Annotated in this window: 20 protein-coding genes; 9 read left to right on the top strand and 11 right to left on the bottom strand. The window is 66.0% G+C overall.

The features are described 5' to 3' along the window. Positions 1-349 precede the first annotated feature (349 nt). From ON36_RS28950 to ON36_RS33910, 3 genes are all read right to left on the bottom strand, one after another. Positions 350-943, bottom strand: coding sequence for a hypothetical protein (locus ON36_RS28950; protein WP_157225051.1), 594 nt, complete (start codon positions 941-943; stop codon positions 350-352). A 482-nt stretch (positions 944-1425) separates the two neighbouring features. Continuing rightward, positions 1426-1869, bottom strand: a complete 444-nt coding sequence (locus ON36_RS35130; RefSeq protein ID WP_157225050.1) for a hypothetical protein — start codon at positions 1867-1869, stop codon at positions 1426-1428. A gap of 242 nt (positions 1870-2111) precedes the next feature. Then, on the bottom strand, positions 2112-3029 hold the full coding sequence (locus ON36_RS33910) for a quinone oxidoreductase family protein (RefSeq protein ID WP_157225049.1): 918 nt from the start codon (positions 3027-3029) through the stop codon (positions 2112-2114). 130 nt (positions 3030-3159) lie between these two features. On the opposite strand from ON36_RS33910, the gene ON36_RS33045 reads away from it, so the two are divergent. Further along, a complete protein-coding gene (locus tag ON36_RS33045; protein ID WP_052314460.1) occupies positions 3160-3711 on the top strand; it encodes a TetR family transcriptional regulator in 552 nt (183 codons plus the stop codon). A gap of 158 nt (positions 3712-3869) precedes the next feature. After that, positions 3870-4100 carry a hypothetical protein gene (locus ON36_RS28935; protein WP_157225047.1) on the top strand — a complete coding sequence of 77 codons (231 nt, stop codon included), beginning with the start codon at positions 3870-3872 and terminating at the stop codon, positions 4098-4100. Positions 4101-4762: 662 nt separating this feature from the next. Here the strand turns inward: ON36_RS28935 and ON36_RS28925 are convergent. After that, positions 4763-5065, bottom strand: a complete 303-nt coding sequence (locus ON36_RS28925; RefSeq protein ID WP_052314459.1) for an L-threonylcarbamoyladenylate synthase — start codon at positions 5063-5065, stop codon at positions 4763-4765. A gap of 650 nt (positions 5066-5715) precedes the next feature. Between ON36_RS28925 and ON36_RS28920 the strand changes: the two genes are divergently transcribed. After that, positions 5716-5901, top strand: coding sequence for a hypothetical protein (locus ON36_RS28920; protein WP_043660344.1), 186 nt, complete (start codon positions 5716-5718; stop codon positions 5899-5901). A 304-nt stretch (positions 5902-6205) separates the two neighbouring features. Here the strand turns inward: ON36_RS28920 and ON36_RS28915 are convergent, their stop codons facing one another. Beyond that, entirely contained in the window at positions 6206-6424 is a 219-nt protein-coding gene (locus tag ON36_RS28915) for a hypothetical protein (protein WP_043660342.1), read from the bottom strand. Positions 6425-6576: 152 nt separating this feature from the next. Between ON36_RS28915 and ON36_RS28910 the strand changes: the two genes are divergently transcribed. Further along, positions 6577-7089, top strand: coding sequence for a hypothetical protein (locus ON36_RS28910; RefSeq protein WP_043660339.1), 513 nt, complete (start codon positions 6577-6579; stop codon positions 7087-7089). 171 nt (positions 7090-7260) lie between these two features. On the opposite strand, the gene ON36_RS28905 is transcribed toward ON36_RS28910, so the two are convergent. After that, on the bottom strand, positions 7261-7590 hold the full coding sequence (locus tag ON36_RS28905) for a hypothetical protein (protein WP_157225046.1): 330 nt from the start codon (positions 7588-7590) through the stop codon (positions 7261-7263). Positions 7591-7843: 253 nt separating this feature from the next. On the opposite strand from ON36_RS28905, the gene ON36_RS28900 reads away from it, so the two are divergent. The 4 genes from ON36_RS28900 to ON36_RS28885 all read left to right on the top strand — a co-directional run bounded on the left by ON36_RS28900 (position 7844) and on the right by ON36_RS28885 (position 10550). Beyond that, positions 7844-8155 carry a hypothetical protein gene (locus ON36_RS28900; RefSeq protein ID WP_043660334.1) on the top strand — a complete coding sequence of 104 codons (312 nt, stop codon included), beginning with the start codon at positions 7844-7846 and terminating at the stop codon, positions 8153-8155. Positions 8156-8426: 271 nt separating this feature from the next. Further along, positions 8427-8768 carry a type II toxin-antitoxin system RelE/ParE family toxin gene (locus ON36_RS28895; protein ID WP_043660331.1) on the top strand — a complete coding sequence of 114 codons (342 nt, stop codon included), beginning with the start codon at positions 8427-8429 and terminating at the stop codon, positions 8766-8768. After that, a complete protein-coding gene (locus ON36_RS28890; RefSeq protein ID WP_052314458.1) occupies positions 8768-9079 on the top strand; it encodes a helix-turn-helix domain-containing protein in 312 nt (103 codons plus the stop codon). The genes ON36_RS28895 and ON36_RS28890 overlap by 1 nt, the downstream gene beginning before the upstream one ends. 928 nt (positions 9080-10007) lie before the next feature. Beyond that, positions 10008-10550, top strand: coding sequence for a hypothetical protein (locus ON36_RS28885; RefSeq protein WP_157225045.1), 543 nt, complete (start codon positions 10008-10010; stop codon positions 10548-10550). Positions 10551-10714: 164 nt separating this feature from the next. Here ON36_RS28885 and ON36_RS28880 read toward each other — a convergent pair whose 3' ends face one another. Both ON36_RS28880 and ON36_RS28875 read right to left on the bottom strand, forming a co-directional pair. After that, on the bottom strand, positions 10715-11125 hold the full coding sequence (locus tag ON36_RS28880) for a low affinity iron permease family protein (RefSeq protein ID WP_043660326.1): 411 nt from the start codon (positions 11123-11125) through the stop codon (positions 10715-10717). Between the two features lie 27 nt (positions 11126-11152). Beyond that, positions 11153-11962: a SigB/SigF/SigG family RNA polymerase sigma factor gene (locus ON36_RS28875; protein ID WP_043660323.1), complete on the bottom strand. Its 810-nt coding sequence runs from the start codon at positions 11960-11962 to the stop codon at positions 11153-11155. 477 nt (positions 11963-12439) lie between these two features. Here ON36_RS28875 and ON36_RS28870 point away from each other — a divergent pair, with 477 nt between their 5' ends. Beyond that, positions 12440-12967, top strand: coding sequence for an STAS domain-containing protein (locus ON36_RS28870; RefSeq protein ID WP_157225044.1), 528 nt, complete (start codon positions 12440-12442; stop codon positions 12965-12967). A 518-nt stretch (positions 12968-13485) separates the two neighbouring features. On the opposite strand, the gene ON36_RS28865 is transcribed toward ON36_RS28870, so the two are convergent. The 3 genes from ON36_RS28865 to ON36_RS35120 form a co-directional block, all read right to left on the bottom strand. After that, positions 13486-13671, bottom strand: a complete 186-nt coding sequence (locus ON36_RS28865) for a YegP family protein (protein WP_043660319.1) — start codon at positions 13669-13671, stop codon at positions 13486-13488. Positions 13672-13973: 302 nt separating this feature from the next. Next, positions 13974-14261, bottom strand: coding sequence for a hypothetical protein (locus ON36_RS28860; RefSeq protein ID WP_157225043.1), 288 nt, complete (start codon positions 14259-14261; stop codon positions 13974-13976). An 806-nt stretch (positions 14262-15067) separates the two neighbouring features. Further along, on the bottom strand, positions 15068-16057 hold the full coding sequence (locus tag ON36_RS35120; RefSeq protein WP_218001246.1) for a hypothetical protein: 990 nt from the start codon (positions 16055-16057) through the stop codon (positions 15068-15070). Positions 16058-16574 lie beyond the last annotated feature (517 nt).

Here is a 16574-nt window from a genome sequence, read left to right as displayed (position 1 = left end):
GGGGGATTACCGGTGGGTGGTCGGCCGGGCTCCGGGCGCGGCGAGGGTTCGGGTGGCTGTTGTCCCGGTCCGTCTGACATGCGAGCTCCTTTGCTCTGCCGTCACACCCACACTCTGCGATAGCGGATTGACATGAATTTCCACTATGGACCCTGGAGGAGCGCAAGACAAGCGCCACCGCAGCCTGGGTGACCGAGATGAGATCGAGGGGCCGCCGCGAACCTCCCTCACCAGCACTGTGGCCAGGCGTGGACGCGCGCACTGGGCACGACGGGAGAGCAGCTCAGCGGCTCGCGGACCACGGCCTGGCGGTAGCGCGACAAACCCGGGCGAGACCGGGGGCCCGGGGCTAGTTGAGCATGGTGCGCGGGCCGATCTTGCCCTCGAAGTTCTCGCTCTCGCCAGCGTATCGGCCACGAGTGCGTCGTTTGCCCTCGGGAATATGGAGGTGGTGGTCACCCTTGCGGGCGACCAGGGGCGGGTTGGATCCGGCGAAGAAGACCATGACCGATCCACCACGACCCGACGGGCCGCCGGCGAGGTTGTCGCGGCCCAGGTTGACCGTTTCCTCGATGTCTCTGCCGTCGTTGCCGACGGTGATGGAGCCGTCATGGTGGAAGACGACGAACGTTCCGTTGTCCGCGGTGACCGTTGCCGCCTCCGCGTCTCCCCGGCTCGGATCGATCGAGGTGGAGAACGAGAGCGCGTGCCGGACGCCGATAGGGGCAGGCTCTTTCAGCGGCCGGCCTACTCCGATCCTCACGAATTCGCCCAGGGTGTTGTGTCGGCCGGAGTCTCGGATCTCCCACAGGTGGTGCCGCGACCAGACCTTCACCCGCCCGTCGTAGAACATCGAGACCCGGTCGGTGCCGTTGCCGAGAAGGTATCGGTCCGAATTCGGTGCCATATCGCCCAATCTGCCAGCTGCTGCGAGGCGGCGCATGGCGATTGCTACGACCGGTCCAGCACCGGGGACGCCCGGACTCGCCAGCCCGAATGGGGCAGCTGCGCCGGGTCTCCGACTTCTCCATCAACCCCGGGTGCAACAAGGGCTCGTGACCAGCATCCCGGTCCACAAGAGCGACTTCGACGATCGGGTCTGGTAGCGGCGCAACCCTTCGCCGGAGATCTTCCCCGCGACGGCAGTGAGTCCGACGGTGGGCGAAGGCAGGGCTGTGAACCGCACGGAAACCGATTGCGAACCCTACCCCCGCCCACCTCTTCTTCCCCAGCGGGCCGACCGGCGGGTTGCCGACGGGGTACGGCCCGGTGGCTCCCGACCAGCATCAACAGACGCCGTCACCGCCGACCGAGAGCCCGACGACCTGAGCTTCGCCAGAATCCCAGGTCGCCCCGTATTCGACACTCAACGCAAACCGGATCGTTCTGTCAGCAAAATGCCATGCTACCGGCGCTATTGCGGCACTACTTCCTGAGGCCGACGAGGTCCGCGCCCCCAGGGCAGAGACCGGCGCTGGCGTAGGGGCCGTTGGCGGTTTGTTCGGCGATGATCTTGTCGCCGACGAGGATGCGGCAGGTGACCTGGCCGCCGTCGGCTCCGGCGCTGGCGGTCCGGGTCGGAGGCGTTGGCGCTGAACGGGGGAGTCCAGTAGCTCGCGGAACCAGGGTCACGGTCTTGGCGAAGCCGTCGACGGAGACCTCCTTGGTCCAGGGCAGGGTGACGTCGGTGTCCTTGGCGATGGCCGCCTCGCACGGTGATGTCGAGGCTGATCGCTCGGCGTTGCCGCAGCGCCAGAAGGCGGCCGCGACGTCGAGGACCAGGCAGTCATGCGCCCAAAGGGCTGCAGCCGGATCCGGGGATCCTTCTCGTCGAGTTCGACCACTGCTTCTTCTGCCGACATTCCGCATCCCGTGTAGCACCGTCTGGTGCCACACGGGATGTTGAAGGGTGTCCAGGAGATCTGCCAGCCAGCTCTCTATGGCCTGAGGCCTGCCCTCATACAGGGAGGTCTCGGCAATGGCGGCCTGGGAGCGCTCCGGTGGAGCGTCAGCGCGCCGGTGTGGGCAGTGAGCCAAGGGTCGTCGGCATCATCGATTCTGCTCAACTCGCGAGAGCTGGCTCCGATTTACACGCAGCGGAAGCCGATGAATCACAGGGTGATTACCGCCTTGCCCGGCTGACGCCCTTCCCGGAGCCGGTCCAGTGCTGCGCTCGCACTGTCACGGCCCTCGATCGTGCCGACGTGCGGGACGACCAGGCCTTGGGCGGCTAGGTCGACCAGCTGGGCGAGGTCGTGCTCGGTGTGGGGATCATTCTCGGAGTAGACGAAGTGGGTCACTGTGAAGCCCTGTCCTCCCACGAGTCCTGTGAAGAAGTCGAGTTCGAGGGGCTGGCCGCTGGCTTGTCCGAACCAGATCACCTGTCCTCTTGGTCCGATCGCGGCCACCGCGCGCGACCCGATCTGCCCACCGACCGACTCGAAAACAACATCGAAGGGTCCCTCGATGCGTTGCTCGGCCGAGACTACTTGCACACCCGCTGCGCGTAGGTGATCGGCGCTCTCTCCAGCGCGGACAGCCGCGACGACCTGCGCCCCGTTCGCGAGTGCCACCTGTGCCAGCGGTAGTCCGACGCCGCCTGAAGCGCCGGTGAGAAGTACTCGCCTTCCGGTAAGCGCTCCGGCGCGACGGACCAGTCGCAGTGCGACGAGTCCGGCCAGCGGCAGCGCCGCTCCAACGGCCGGATTGAGGTGCTGCGGCCAACGAACGAGTCGGTGGACGGGCATCGCGATCAGTTCGGCCGCGCCGCCACCTTCGGGTAGATGCAACAGTACGCGGGTGCCCGGCGGCGGTCCGTCGGCCTCTGGGTCGCTCGTCTCGACGGTGCCCACCGCGTCGAGGCCGATTCGCCACCGTTGATCAGACTGTTGCATGTAGAGCACGTCAGCGCGGTTCAGTCCGACCGCTTCCACCCGTACCAGAGCTTGGCCGGGCTGTGGCTGCGGCGCTGCGACCTCGACCCATTCGACCCCGGGCTGTCCTGGCTTCTGTTGCACCAGCTGGCGCACGTTTCCTCCTTGAAATGACAGTGTTACTCCCACATTGGATCATAGGCGCAGAAGTGGGAGTATGGCCACCATTTCGGGGTAGGGTGGTGTGGTGGAACCTCGAGACGCTGGAACTCTGTTGCGGCGGGATGTGGCGCGCAACCGCGCACGGATCCTTGCCGCTGCGCTGTCGGTCTACCGCGAGCACGCAGGCCCCGCCGCGAACGAGGAGATCATCGCCGCCGCAGGCATCGGAATGAGCACCTTCTATCGACACTTCCCCAACCGAAACGACCTGCATCGCGCACTACTCGATCACCTGGCGGCCCCTGCGACCGACATCGCCGCCGACGCTGACGCGACCGAGGATCCCTGGACCGCGTTCGCCACGGTGTTTCGCAACGGCTGTGTCCTCGACGGTGCCGACTTGGCGCTTTTCCAAACTCTTGCCGCGACAAGCCCCGAGCTCGCCCAACACGCTGCCAGCCTGACCGAACACATTGTGGCCCCAACGCTGCACCGCGCGAAGCGGGCAGGCCTCCTCGCCGACCACCTCGATGCCGACACTGTCGTCGACCTCATGAGCGCCGCCCATGCCGCCGCCGACCCGCGCCGCCGCCACGACCGCGCCGAGGTTCTGCTGGCCGGGCTGCGCGCCACCTGCGAATCCGCGGTCAACAGGGGATGCGCGAAGCGACTGTAGAAGGACCATCGGGCACACCAATGGAGGGCGGTAAGCCGCACGGAGTGATAACGCGGGTACCGCCCTTGTTTGCCGGCAGTGGGCAGCCGCGTGTGCCGGACGGGGCATCGTGGCCAGTTCGCTTCCCTGCTGGGCCACGACCACCTATGTTGTGTCCCATGTCACACAACGCTGATTCTGGCCTTTTCGGCAGCGTGCGGTCGTGGGCCTACCGCAACATCGTCCACTACGGCGACCAGGACTCGTTCAGCCGAGCGGTGGACGCTCACGCCCGCGACCTCAACGCCCGCCACTTCCACGGCCGCACCGAGGACCAGATCCGCGACCTGGCGCGCAGCATCGCGGCCGGCATCTGGAAACGGCGCGACCTGCTGATATCCGGCCACTGACCAGCCAGCCCGGCCGGACTTGGACTGTGCAGGCCCCCGGGCGGATAAGCGCTGCGACAATGGGTTGGCGACTCCAAGGGCAGGTCGCCACCGGCGCGCTGCGGCTCGGGCTGGAACAGGTCAGGCATGTTCGCCGATGACGCTGCGCAGCTGGGCGCGGCCTTCGCACAAGTTGTAGGCGACACACGCGATGGCCAGCGCCCGCCTCGACCCGCTCGGCGATGATCGAGGAACGTGCGTCCTCGGGGGCGGAACGATTTCATTGCGAGCTGAGTCATCCCAGGAGAAGAGCGCCTAGTCCAGGCGGTGAGGGAGGCTCAGTCGCGGAGGTGGCCTCGGGCTGAGGGTTGGTTCGGCATCGACCGGCCGATCGAGGCTGGACAGCTCATACCAGCAGGCCGCCGCGATGCTGAGGTAGCCCGCCGTGAGTGCCGCCACCGGTATCAGGGCGACGAGCACGACCACCGGCAACAGCCGCACCCCGTGCTCGCGCCGACCGGTGGGACCGGGGTTGGTCGACGGTGTGCGGGCGGCGCCTGGCCATCAGTTGCTCGGTGAGGCGACCGTGATCCAGAAGCGTTGTGCGGGCCAAATACAGGCACCCCGCTCGGATCGGGGCGCGCGGTAGTTGTCCATATGTTCGAGCGAGGTCAGTGCATGGATCAGCGGCCGCTGGTGGCGGTTTCGGCGGGGTTGTGTAGGTCCGGAATCACGGTGCGTAGCTGTTCGACGCTGACCGCGCCGGCCTGGATCAGCACGGGCACGGTGGCGGTGAGGTCGATGATGGTGGAGGCCAACGCGTTCGGTGTGGGTCCGGCGTCGAGGTAGACCGCGGGCTTGGCGCCGAGCATCTGTTCGGCGGCGTGGCAGGTTTGGAGTGAGGCGGCACCGGTGAGGTTGGCGCTCGACACCGCCAGCGGGCCGCTCTCGGCCAGCAGTTCCACCGCGACCGGATGCGCCGGCATCCGCACGTGCTCGTCGATGCGTCCGTCGCTGTGCCGACCACGACACCAAGGACCGGTAGGAAGTGCTCGCGGTGCAGGGACCGGGGATCGGCCGACGGCCCACGCACACACCCCCTCCACGTGCCCGTCGAGGTCGCGCCGGTGCAGAGGCAGCGGCTGCGGCGTGCGCAGGGCTACAGGTATGCCGTCGCCGCGGTCGAACAGGCCCGCCACTGCCGGGCCCGCCTCGACGCCGAGGTCAACCTGGCGCAGGTCGTCGGCGCGGTGGCGGTGCGCGACACCGCGCCGCGCACGCCCAGGCCCTCGCCCACGCGGAGTGCCGGCTGGCGTTCGTGCTGGGGGCAGCCCGGTCAGCGTCGCTCTGGCCCTGCGCAACGCCCTGATATTTGCCGAGGTCTCCCCGGTCGCGGCCGCTCACCGAACAGCTCGTCGCGCGGTTCGCCGGGTGGGGGTGTCCGGCGAGAGGCGGGTCCCGAGTCACCGCGCGCGGCACCGTCCGCTGCCCACCGGTCGCCAAGTTGGTGGTGTAGAACCCGAGAATCCAAGGGGCGATGTTTTATAGATTCTCTGCCACGTGTAGGGTGGGGACGAGTCGGTACAGCAGGGCACCGCGAGGCGAAGCCGCCGACTCACCGAAGGAGAAACGCCCGATGAACAACCTCGACAAGAGCAAGAAGTGGTACGAGACCGTTCCCGGAAAGGTCGCGGTATGGGTGGCCGGGGCCGTGGCGACGGCCGTGATTGGCAGCGGCATCGACACGGTGGCCGAGCACCTGTCCGTCGACTTCGAGAAGACCCCGGCGGGTCAATCCATGGTTCTGACCTGGGAAGAGTGACCGTTCACCGCTAACGCCGATTGCAAGCCCACTCCGCTCGCGGAGTGGGCATTTTCATGGAGAGGATCGCCTGAGGGGTACCGGAACCACTCCACCCGGCCGCCGCCGGGCCTTCCCGCCCCCGCCCCGGCGCGCAGTGGCACGCCAGTCCGACGGGGCCCGAGTCGACACTGATCGGCACGCGCCGGTCGGGAGGTGCCACGAGGTTTCGGCGGCGAACTCCCCGCTCACTGTGAGATTGCCGGCCTGAGACTGGCCCTTTCCGGCGGGATGGATACCAGCGACTGGGGCCGGAGAGTCGGAGTCAGAGTGCTCGGCGCAGATCCGCGATCGCTGCACGTACGCGAGCGCGCTCGGCAGCGAGGTCGGCTTCAATGCGTGCAGGTGGCGTCAGGCGCGCGATCCCGTCATGGATCACTTTCTCCGAAAGATCATCGAAGGAGATGTCGAGCACGCTGGCGAGCAGGCGCAGCAGATGGACATCGTCGATGCCGACACGCAACACGAACGGTGCGTCACTCATGATCTGGTTCCCTTGTGGGTCAATCGATTCGGGCGGGTGCCACCACGGCTCGGCGGCGGGTAGTTTGAGCTACCAATCCTTCCAGGGCGCTGGGGGGATCTGAGGCGTATTCGCTGGTTACGACACCGATATGGACAGAAGGGTGGGGACCGATGCCTGATGACTGGTTCGTCGTGCAGTTCGAATCGGAGGACGGCAAGCCTTACGTCGAGATGCCGCTGGGCATAGACCTGTTCGAGGTCTTGGAGACGCTGAAGGCGTTCTACCTCAGTTGCATCGATGACCCAGGCATGCGAGCCAGGTACTTCAGATCGCCCGAGCTCTCCAAGCAACTTGATCGGCTGTCGGTCCTGAAGTCCTTCGACATCGACAAGTTCAAGATCGAGGCCGCAGGAAATCCGGTGGTACGGGAGTGGCTCATCGGAATGATCACCGGCATGGTTCACCAGCTTCGTTCCGAGCTGCCGATCCCGTTGCTGGCCAACATCGTCGCCCTGGAACTGCTGCGAATGATCGACGATGCAGCCCTCCAACAGCTCCTCAGCCTGGACCGAACGCTGGTCGGGCAGCTACTGGATCGGCTGGACTACCTGGTCGGCGACGGGTTCGAAGTCGCACACGAGCGGATCGTGCGCCAGGTCCACGAGCAGATCTTTCGAGACTGAGGCGCGTCAACTCCGCTTGACCACCATGTGTCCTCCGTAGTCCGGGTGAGCTGCGGGCGGGACCCGGCCTCGGCCGGTGGCGATGCGGATGGCGTTCCTTCCCGGAGCGAGCTGGCGAACCTCGCTACCGGCTCCGCCAGCTCGCTCCAACTCATGAGGCCGGATCTCGGGTCACGGAGCTTGGGGCACGCCCTGGTGCGGAGGGTCCATCGTCTCGTCGGGATCGATGCCTACCTGCAGGTCCTCCAAGGCTGCGCACACTTCCGGCTCGGCGAGCAGTTCGTTTCGGCGATCATCGATCATCTGGACAGCGCCCCGGAACTCCGAGCGCGAGATACTCCCTTCCTTCCCTTCGACGATCACGTCGATCCACTCGTCTGGTTCATCCCTGTTCGGGTGCGCCGTGTATCCCATCGTTGTGTCGCCTTCGTGTCTGTTCCGAGTCGTAACCTCCTCGGAGGAGTTCCAGGTCACAAAACCGCTGTTCAAGCGGTCGTTCATCTGAATGACACCGCAGAGAAAGTGCTATGGTTCTCACCGCACCCTCGCTACACTGCGAGAGTCTACCTCCGGTTCTCAGTAGTCACAGAACCGCAGGTTCATTGAGAGTCCACCCCAGGAAGGTGTACCATGAAAGTGCCGTTGTATAGAGGTTCCCGGGTTCTCGTAGCCAATCAATCCCGGTCCAGCAACTCGCCACGATGGCGCCGAACTGTGACGGCAGTCGGCGCCGAAGACCGTTAGGGGGGCCGTCATGATCGACAAGGAGAGGAGCAACGAGGTGGCCAAGACGCCGAATGCCACGTTCAGCATCCGTCTGAAGCCGGGTGACTACAACGTGCTGATGAGCCTCGCCAACCTGAAGAACGTCTCCCTCGCCGTCTTGGCGCGCGACTACATCCTCGAGGGCATGGCACGCGATCTGAACCCGGAAGAGATCGAACGGCAGATCGACCGCGAGCGAAACCGCCTGCTCAAGGCGGCCGCGGAGATGCGGGCGATGCGCGCCACTGACGATGAACACCACGAAGAGGTCCGAGACGAGGACACTGAAGCTGAGGTGTAGGACCTCGCCCGAGCGAGCTTGCTAGTCCGACACAGGTCGTATTGATTTATTTCTTGGGCCGACACGGGCCTCGCTGGAGTGGCAGCTCCGGAAAGATGACCGATCTGCGATGATGCGGGGCTGGGAGCGCTGGACTCCCGGCCCCGCTCGCGCGCGTGCCGCACTCGGCCGGATCCCGCCTCGCGAGTGCGGTTGTAGCCCTGCCTCGCCGGAGAGCAAGTTCACCTGAGAGCACCTAGCGTGTAGACCCCACAGGGTCTATCCTTGTGGGGTGGCCTGGGAAGTCCTCCTCACCAAACAGGTCTTCGACTGGGTGGAAGGACTGGACGAAAACACCTACGACCACTACGAGGCTGCACGCTTGGAACTGGAGGAGCGCGGCCCCGCTGTTGGTAGGCCCTTCGTCGACACTCTCGAGGACTCACGACACAACAACATGAAAGAACTCCGCATACCAGGGTCGAACGCGCGAATCATTTTCGCGTTCGACCCGAAGCGGAGAGCGATCTTCCTCATCGCCGGCGACAAGACCGGCCAGTGGAAGAAGTGGTACCGGGTGAACATCCCGGTAGCCGACCGCATCTACGACGAGCATTTGCGAGGGTTGGACTGATGGAGCTTTACACCAGTGATCGGACTCGGCATCCGCGCGGTGGCTACGATCAGGCCCGCGTTGCCGCCATCCGTGGAGACATGCGCGCGGCCGAGCGCGCCTACCGCTTGGCCGAGCTGCGCGAACGATCCTTTCTGAATCAGACCGAGCTCGGGGAACGGATCGGCATCGGGCAGCGCACCGTATCCAAGATCGAGCACGGCGATGTTGAGCACTCCAAGCTCGAAACGCTTCGCAAGTACATCGAGGGCATCGGGGGCAGGTTAGAGGTTGTGGCTCGCTTCGGCGACGAGACCTATACCATCGCCTGAGTGGGCCAGCCGTGATAGCCTGGCCACCCCACCCCGCCCGGGGTCTCTCGATGAAGCGCGGGTCTGCTTGCGACCATCGCAGCTGGGGCGGCCCCTGATGACCGGGCCTACAGCCTCGACATGCTGAGCTCGCTCGCAGAACTGGGGCGATGGGTGTCTACCGGGTGGGTCAGCATGCAGAGCTGAGCCGAAATATCACAGGTCAGGCCGGTACCCGAAATGGGTACCCGGCCTGACCTGTTCTATGGGAAGTCTACTCGCCTTCGTGGTCGGGGGCAGCACGCGGGCGATACCGTTGTAGGTTCTCTACAACGGTGTTAGTTCGAATGTTGCAGCGTAGTCGCCGGCAAGCAAGGGGCACTCCACGCACTCCCGGCCGAGCACCCCGCGCGGGGAGCCGGGCATGGGACCGCCGGTTCGACGGCGCCCGCCGGAGCCGGCCGCACGTTGGGCCGCGGAGATGAACGAGGACGGCGTGGGGCGCCCACGTCGACACCGCCCGGTAGGTCGTGGGCGTTTAGGCGCAGCAGCGGCGACATCATCGCCTCCTACCCCGAGTTCACCGCACCGCTCGCCGTGGCGGCGGCCGGGCGCGAGATGGTGCTCGACGGCGAGCTCCTCGGGCCCGATCCGGGCGGGGCGCCGTTGGTCTCCCGGCTGTAGCTGTGCCGATGCCTTCACCGTGTGCCAGTCGATCGCGGCACACCGTCGGCGGTGCCGGAGCGATCCTGTGGGTCCCCCAACAACCCCCTATCGGCTGCCAAACCGATACCGGCTGCACCGGTCCTGCGCTATACGTGAACGCGCACGGTGACCCGAAAACGGGCCGCCGTAGCCAGATTCGGCGTTCCCGTCGTCACCCGGTGGGGCCGCTGGGTCGACCGACGAATCGGAGGCTCTCATGCGAACATCCTCGCGGCTGCAGATCTTGACCGGGCTCGTGCTCGCCGCTCTGGTGGTGGGCGGCACCGGGGCCGCTTCTCCGGCCACCGCGTCGCCGGATCAGGGCGCGCTGGTACGAGACCAGAAACCCAAGATCGACAAGAAGCACGTCGACCAGGCCGTCAAGTGGTTCACCGAACAGGTCGTCCAGGGTCTGGTCCAATACGTCATCACCGAGGGAATCTCGCGAATCACAGTGGCGGACTCGCCGACCGCCGAACAGGCCGTGGCCGACTTCTTCGCCAAAATCCCCACCGTGACACCCAGTTCGGTGAGCGGGGACCCGGCACGGCTGGTCACCTTCGCTGCACAATCACCGACCATCGACGGCGTCGAGCACATCTCCTACGTGCGCGCCAAGCCGCGTGAACTCTTCACCGCGGTCTGCGCGGGATCGCGGGTGAACCAGAACGAGTGCAAATCCGGGGTGACCTCGGTCGTGTTCTCGCCGGGATCGAAAACCGACAAGCCCTATATCAAGGTGTCCAACACCGCCACCACGACCAAGGTGATCGTGCTCGCCAACTGACAACACTGCTGGCCGCCGCCCTTAGGCCTGGCGTCCAGCTGTGAGCCTGGTACCGAAACGGGTACCAGGCTCACAGCCGAGGAAAGGGTCAAGCGGAACGACCAGACTGCGATTGCCCGATGCGGTGACCGCGGTAGGAGGCCGGCATCCGCGCAGGGCAACTGTCACCTGGAGCCTTCGTGGTCTTCCAATCCGACCGCATCACGTAGTTCCTTGACGTCGTGGTGCAGGCCGGGGCGCTGGTCGCCGAGGGCGGTCATCAGGTCTGCCAGGCCGTCGGCGATGGCGTTGAGTTTGTGCTGGGTGGCCGCGTCGGCGCGGTCTTGGGTGTTTTGCAGCAGGGCGACCATGAGGAAGGTGATGATCGTGGTTGCGGTGTTGATGACCAGCTGCCAGGTGTCGATGCTGGGCAGGACGAGGAAGCTCGGTGCCCAGATGAGCACGAGCAGGACGCAGAACGCGAAGAACTGGGGTTTGGCCACGAGGGCAGCGGCGCGGGTGGCGAACCGGTCGAACCACGACAACCGGCCGGTGATGTCGGAGGGCATCGTGGCAGTGGACAGGTGAGTGTTCATGGGTGAACTCCCGTGGCGAGCCGGATGTCAGGCGGCGACGAGGTCGTCGAGGCCGATTTCGCGGCGTAGCCGGTCGAGGAGCCGTTTGAGGTAGCGGGAGACGCTCATTTGGGAGACGCCGAGGCGGTGGCTGATCTCTTCCTGGGACAGGCCGGTGAAGTAGCGCCAGTGCAGCAGCTGGCGTTCCTCGGCGTTGAGCCCCGCGACGGCGGGCGCGGCTGACATGGACTGTTCGGTGAGGTTGTAGCAGGGTTCGTCGTAGCGCAGCGTGGTCATGATCGAGGGTGTGTCGGGTTCGCCGGTGACGGTGGGGGTGTCGAGGCTGTTGGTGTTGTAGGCCTCCGCGGCGATGCGGGCGCGCACCACGTCCTCGGGTGTGACGTCGGCGGCGGCGGCGAGGTCGGCGATGGTGGGGGAGTGCTGCAGGGTCTGGGTGAGCTCGTCGGTGAGTTTGCTGATCTTGGCCTGGAGCTCTTTGTCGGCGCGGGTGACCCGCAGGGCCCAGGTGGTGTCGCGGAAGTGGCGGCGGACCTCGCCCATCACGGTGGGGACGGCGAAGCCCAGGAACAGGGCACCGCGGGTGACGTCGTAGCGGTCCACGGCCAGCACCACGCCGAGGGAGGCGACTTGGAGCAGGTCTTCGTAGGGTTCTCCGCGCCCGCTGTAGCGGGTGGCGATGTGCTCGGCCAGCGGCAGGCACGCGGTGATGATCCGTTCGCGCAGCCGGGCGTGCTCGCGGCTGTGTGGTGGGAGGGCGGCGAGCTGGGTGAATACCGGTTCGAGCTGTTCGTAGCCCTCGATGTCGAGGTCGTCGGCGTGGCTGGGTCGTGCGGTCATGTCTCACCCCTCGTGGAGCCGGTCCGGGCGACTCGCGGGCTTGAATCGCTACCTCCGGGGTACACGGCTGCACCGGCCTGAAACAGCCCCAGTGGTCAAATTGTCGCCACCTCGCAACAACCCCGCGAGCCATGGGGCGCCCTCGCGTCGACGGCTTCCCGCCCGGATGTCACTTGACTGTCATATTCGCGGGCGGAGTGGGTACTCCTCCAGCACGCGCCCCCGGTGCCTGGCCCAACGCCGTGCGAGAACACCGAGGCAAGTTCTCCATGCCCGCCGAGAACTGCCGGACCGACACCCCCCGGCGGTTCTCGGCGAGCCCACCGCTACAGGCGTTCCGCCTACGGCAGAGCTCGGCCAGCGGTGGCAGCCGCGTCGTCGACATGCTGGAATAGGTGTCACCGGAACGGTTTTGAGACCTCCAGGACCGTCCGGGGCAGCCCAGGCCTGCAAGGTGTTCCCGGAATCGATTCCTCGATGGATCCCGCACCCCGTCCCGCCCACCGCCCGCCCACCGTCGGCGCCGGCTTACCGCCTGCGCCGCGCCAGCGGTTGCGCGCCGATGTGGAGCCGTGCGGGCAGACCGCGATCCTGCACGTGCACGGCGAGATCGACGCCTACACCCTGCCCTCCTGGCAGGAACTCCTCGACACCACCGTGACCACGCTGGCCGCCGAGGGCGGCCGGCACCTGATCGTCGACCTGACCGGCACCGATTTCGTGTCGGTGCGCGCGATCATGGGCCTGGCCGAGCTGACCACGCAGAGCTGCCGACGCCGGATCAGCCTGGCACTGATCGACTCCCGGGCCTACTCGCCGACCGCGCGGATCATCGCCGTGGCCGGGCTGAGCGCGTGGCTGCCCGTCCACACCGACCTCACCGCGGCACTGACCGCGGCCAAGACAGACACTCCGGACCTCACCGCGGCGACCCTGCCGCGCCCGCGGGCACGGGTCGGGCCGAACCCACGCCGGTTCCCCCAGACCCCGACCCTGCGCGCCTGAGCGGCGCCGCGACGAATCGAGAACACCCGATGTCCGACTCCGTCGACCCCGCGCCCGACCCTGATCAAGATCCGCTGGTGGCCTGGCCCGATCCCAGCTCGCTGCAATCGTGGTGGGAGGAGATCATGAGCGGCCCGCCCCTGTCCGGGGCGCGTGGCGGCCGCCGTGGGCAGCGACCGAGCGGCACGCGCTCATCCGACACCGGTGACCGGCTGGCAGGGTGAGACGGCAATGGGCCGGGCGGTGGGTGGCGACAGGGCTGTGAGCTCGCACGGAAACCGATAGCGAGACCTGGCACCACCCACCTGTTTGTTCCCCAGCGGGCCGACCGGCGGTTGCCGGCGGGGCACATCCGGCCCGGTAAGTCCCGGCCGACTTCGGATCAGACGCCGTCCTGGTCGTGCCGGGATCCCGACGACCTGGGCTTCGCCCGAACCCCAGGCCACCCCATATTCGGCACCCCGCACCGGCTGGATGGCCTCTACCTGCGAAATATCTGGACCAGGCGGTCGACCGGGCTAGTCCGCGGTGAGGTCGACGATCGTGGCGCCGGGCGCGCTGTTCTGCACCGAGGCGATGCCCTTCTTGGCCCCGTCGCGGGACTCATAGGCCTGCGAGGCTGCGATCACCTCGCCGTTGCCGGCCTTGAGCCGCCACCTGAATTTGCCCGCCGCGTCGGTGAATATCTCGAACTTGCCTGCCATGAGCGCCTGCCTCACCTCGAAGGAAACCGCTGGTCTCCCCGCAGGTGCTCGGCCAGGGTCTGGGTGGCCCACCCATGCAGGGCGACCGGTAGCCGGTAGCGCTGGCCCCGCGCGCAGGTCAGATACGGGTAGGAGCTTTCCCCTGGCAGCGGCAGCGGATTGTGAACGCCGATCGAAACCACCTCCAGGACCAGGCCGTTCTGCTCGGGTCGGTGAGGACCGGCGGCCGTAGTGCTGTCCCGTCCACGACCGAACAAGATAGTCCAGCAAACGTCCAGTGACAGGGCACTCCCAGTTGCGTCCTATGGGCTCTCGAGTTCGCGGGCCATTCGCATCAGCCGTTCCTTGGATTCTCGCTCGGCTCGGTCGGCGTTCGTCCCGTCGAGCATCCCTGCGAACTCTTGACGCGCGAACTCGACCAGGCTCGCTGGCGGGTTCGGCGCTCTGGCAGCGACCGCGTGCAGCGCTTGCGTCGTCGGCTCGTCGAGGAACCAAGCGGCGACAACGCCCTGCAAAGCCAGCGCCAGCGCCTCGTCGAACTCAGCCTGGAGCTGGGATGGAGTGTGCGGTTTGCCCGGAGACATCCTCACGTGGCTTCCCTCCAGATCTCCAGCAGTCGGCGGTGGATGGCTTTGGCCGCTTCCGGGGCATTCTCGTCGTTGACTTCCACGTCGGCAAACGCCTCAGCGATCAGGGACTTCAAGGATCAGGTAGCTTCGGGCGGGGCGCACCAGCGATGGGAACGGAGGTGACCTGCGGTTTCGTACGGAAGGTTGGAATCAATACCCCGCTGTTCTGTCTTCGCGCCGCTCGCGGCGAACCCGCACCCGACCCAGCCTTACGGCGACCCGCGCTACCTTCAGCCGTACCCCCTGCGGCACCGGGATACCCGCACCCCGGTCTCGCTCCGCAGCCGACGTATCACACTGTACCCCAGAATGTTCCGATCGTTAACCTCGTGCGGAACAATATGGGCGGCGGGTACGTCGCGGTGCGCCGTGGACCCAACCATGGGCTGCATCTGGTGTTGACACTGATCACCTGCGGTATGTGGGCGCCGGTTTGGATCCTCGTGGTCATCCTCGACGTGCTGAATCGGAAATGGATGCCCGGGTGCGTAGTTGGCGGGAGCGGGTGCCTAAGGGTTGTCCCGAAAGTGCGACGCGGTGGCGGTGACCGGTCCACCGGCCAGGAATCAGTGAGCGTGGGCGAGGTTGGCCAGGGTCGCTACCCCGGCCATCGCGACTTTCACCCCGCCCGTCCCCGCGGAGGCGGCAGTCCGCAGGATCTTCCAATGGCTCGGATCGACCCTGCGTCAGGCGACTGTGCCGTCAGTGTGCCTGCGCGGGCCGGGTAGTGTCGCCTGCTGTTGCCGTAGCTCGTCGGTGGTATTTACCTACTCTGGCCCAAGCAGATAGTCCGAAGCCTGTAGAGCTTCCGTCCAGTTTGTTCGAATGGTGGACCCGTCAGGGAACATTTGAATATCACGTTCGCGAGCTGACGCGAGTAGCTCCGAGACGCGCTCACCGAAGCCGACCAGGTCGTCCGCGGGAATCCCTCTGGTCAGGTTAGCCACTCCTTTCAAGAGTCCCAGCTGCACACGGAAGCCTCCGAAGTTGACCGTCTCGAACGGGGATTGATCCGACGTGTCCTCAAGAGGGTCGCCAGCGTCGAGAGCATTGACGAACGGCTGATAGTAGGCGTGAAGATAACGGTCCCATGTCACGTGGTCGAGCCGAATAGCGTCTTCGGCTGGTTTGTCGGGATCGAAAGCGTCGACCACGAGATTCTGACCGGTGGGGAAGGACGCTACACACCCTAGTGCGAGCCACGGCGGCTTACGTTCGATCGACAACACGGAACGCTTCTGTTCGAGGAGCTTATCGGGAAGCGTGCGCTCCATGGTGCGCGAACGCCCCTTGGCTTCGGCCACCACCCACCCCGACGGTGCCCGGCCCAACAGGTCAGCGCGCTTACGTCCGGTCCCGAAGACGACGCCGTACGTCGAGGCATATCGGTCGATATGCAGAAGATGGCTGACATTGAGCACCTTGCTGCAGAAGATGCCTGTCATTGCCGTGCCGAGGGCATAGGACAGCCCGACAAGCTCGGACCGGTCGAGCTCCTGCGCCAGGCGGGAACGAGTGAGCCCACCATAAGGACGGCGGCGGATGTAGGCCGGGATGAGGGATGTGCGATGCAGCCATTCCCAGGTTGACGCGCTGCCGTAGCGGTGGCGGTCACCCGGGGCACGCCCGGTAGCGAACAACGCGTGCGCTAGCTCGTCGGCCCGAAAGCTCAACTGACCACGCGGATTTACTGAGGTTGGAAACGCGTAGGCGTTGTAGTTCACCTTGAACGACGGTGAAAGCGGAATACTCACCATGTATGTTCGCCTTTGCTCTCTCGCTGCACTGGGTGCCAGCCCGGTTGGAATCTGGCTGGGTGGACAACCGACGCCCTGAGTAAGACGTGCCTTCCCGACGGTTTGGGCACGGTCAGCCGAATCTGGGTGGTTCGATCTTGAACTCATCCGGGTATAACCCGAGGGGCCTCGGTGGCCGGTCTTCGGGGATGTGGAGCAGCGAATAGTCAGAGGGGCGGCGCGGCTGCGGTGGATAGGTTCCCTCGAATAAGACCATGACGAGCCGCCTACACCGTTTTGGTTTCGTTTCGAGTTCGCGTAGCGCCCTGCATTGAGCAGTTCGCGGATATCCCGCCCGTCGTTTCCGGCAGTAATAGTGCCGTCGTGGAACAGCAGGATGAAGGTGCCATTGTCGGCGCAGACAGTGGCAACCACCGTGCGGCCGAGTGCAGGATCGGTCGGCACATCAATATCGGGGTGCCGCGGCTGTGGTCCAGGCACCTCCAGTCGTTCGCCGATCTCGATCTGGACACTCTCA

The sequence above is a fragment of the Nocardia thailandica NBRC 100428 genome (assembly GCF_000308795.1).
Lineage (GTDB): Bacteria > Actinomycetota > Actinomycetes > Mycobacteriales > Mycobacteriaceae > Nocardia > Nocardia thailandica.
This window is presented reverse-complemented; position numbering and strand designations above follow the sequence as displayed.

Coding starts and splice junctions, on each gene's coding strand:
- ON36_RS28935 (WP_157225047.1), top strand. CDS start 3,870: ATGTCACACAACGCTGATTCTGGCCTTTTCGGCAGCGTGCGGTCGTGG.
- ON36_RS28900 (WP_043660334.1), top strand. CDS start 7,844: ATGATCGACAAGGAGAGGAGCAACGAGGTGGCCAAGACGCCGAATGCC.
- ON36_RS35130 (WP_157225050.1), bottom strand. CDS start 1,869: ATGCGGAATGTCGGCAGAAGAAGCAGTGGTCGAACTCGACGAGAAGGA.
- ON36_RS28890 (WP_052314458.1), top strand. CDS start 8,768: ATGGAGCTTTACACCAGTGATCGGACTCGGCATCCGCGCGGTGGCTAC.
- ON36_RS28925 (WP_052314459.1), bottom strand. CDS start 5,065: ATGCCGGCGCATCCGGTCGCGGTGGAACTGCTGGCCGAGAGCGGCCCG.
- ON36_RS28870 (WP_157225044.1), top strand. CDS start 12,440: ATGGATCCCGCACCCCGTCCCGCCCACCGCCCGCCCACCGTCGGCGCC.
- ON36_RS28875 (WP_043660323.1), bottom strand. CDS start 11,962: ATGACCGCACGACCCAGCCACGCCGACGACCTCGACATCGAGGGCTAC.
- ON36_RS28880 (WP_043660326.1), bottom strand. CDS start 11,125: ATGAACACTCACCTGTCCACTGCCACGATGCCCTCCGACATCACCGGC.
- ON36_RS28905 (WP_157225046.1), bottom strand. CDS start 7,590: ATGAACGACCGCTTGAACAGCGGTTTTGTGACCTGGAACTCCTCCGAG.
- ON36_RS28920 (WP_043660344.1), top strand. CDS start 5,716: ATGAACAACCTCGACAAGAGCAAGAAGTGGTACGAGACCGTTCCCGGA.
- ON36_RS28915 (WP_043660342.1), bottom strand. CDS start 6,424: ATGAGTGACGCACCGTTCGTGTTGCGTGTCGGCATCGACGATGTCCAT.
- ON36_RS28865 (WP_043660319.1), bottom strand. CDS start 13,671: ATGGCAGGCAAGTTCGAGATATTCACCGACGCGGCGGGCAAATTCAGG.
- ON36_RS28910 (WP_043660339.1), top strand. CDS start 6,577: ATGCCTGATGACTGGTTCGTCGTGCAGTTCGAATCGGAGGACGGCAAG.
- ON36_RS35120 (WP_218001246.1), bottom strand. CDS start 16,057: ATGGTGAGTATTCCGCTTTCACCGTCGTTCAAGGTGAACTACAACGCC.
- ON36_RS28950 (WP_157225051.1), bottom strand. CDS start 943: ATGCGCCGCCTCGCAGCAGCTGGCAGATTGGGCGATATGGCACCGAAT.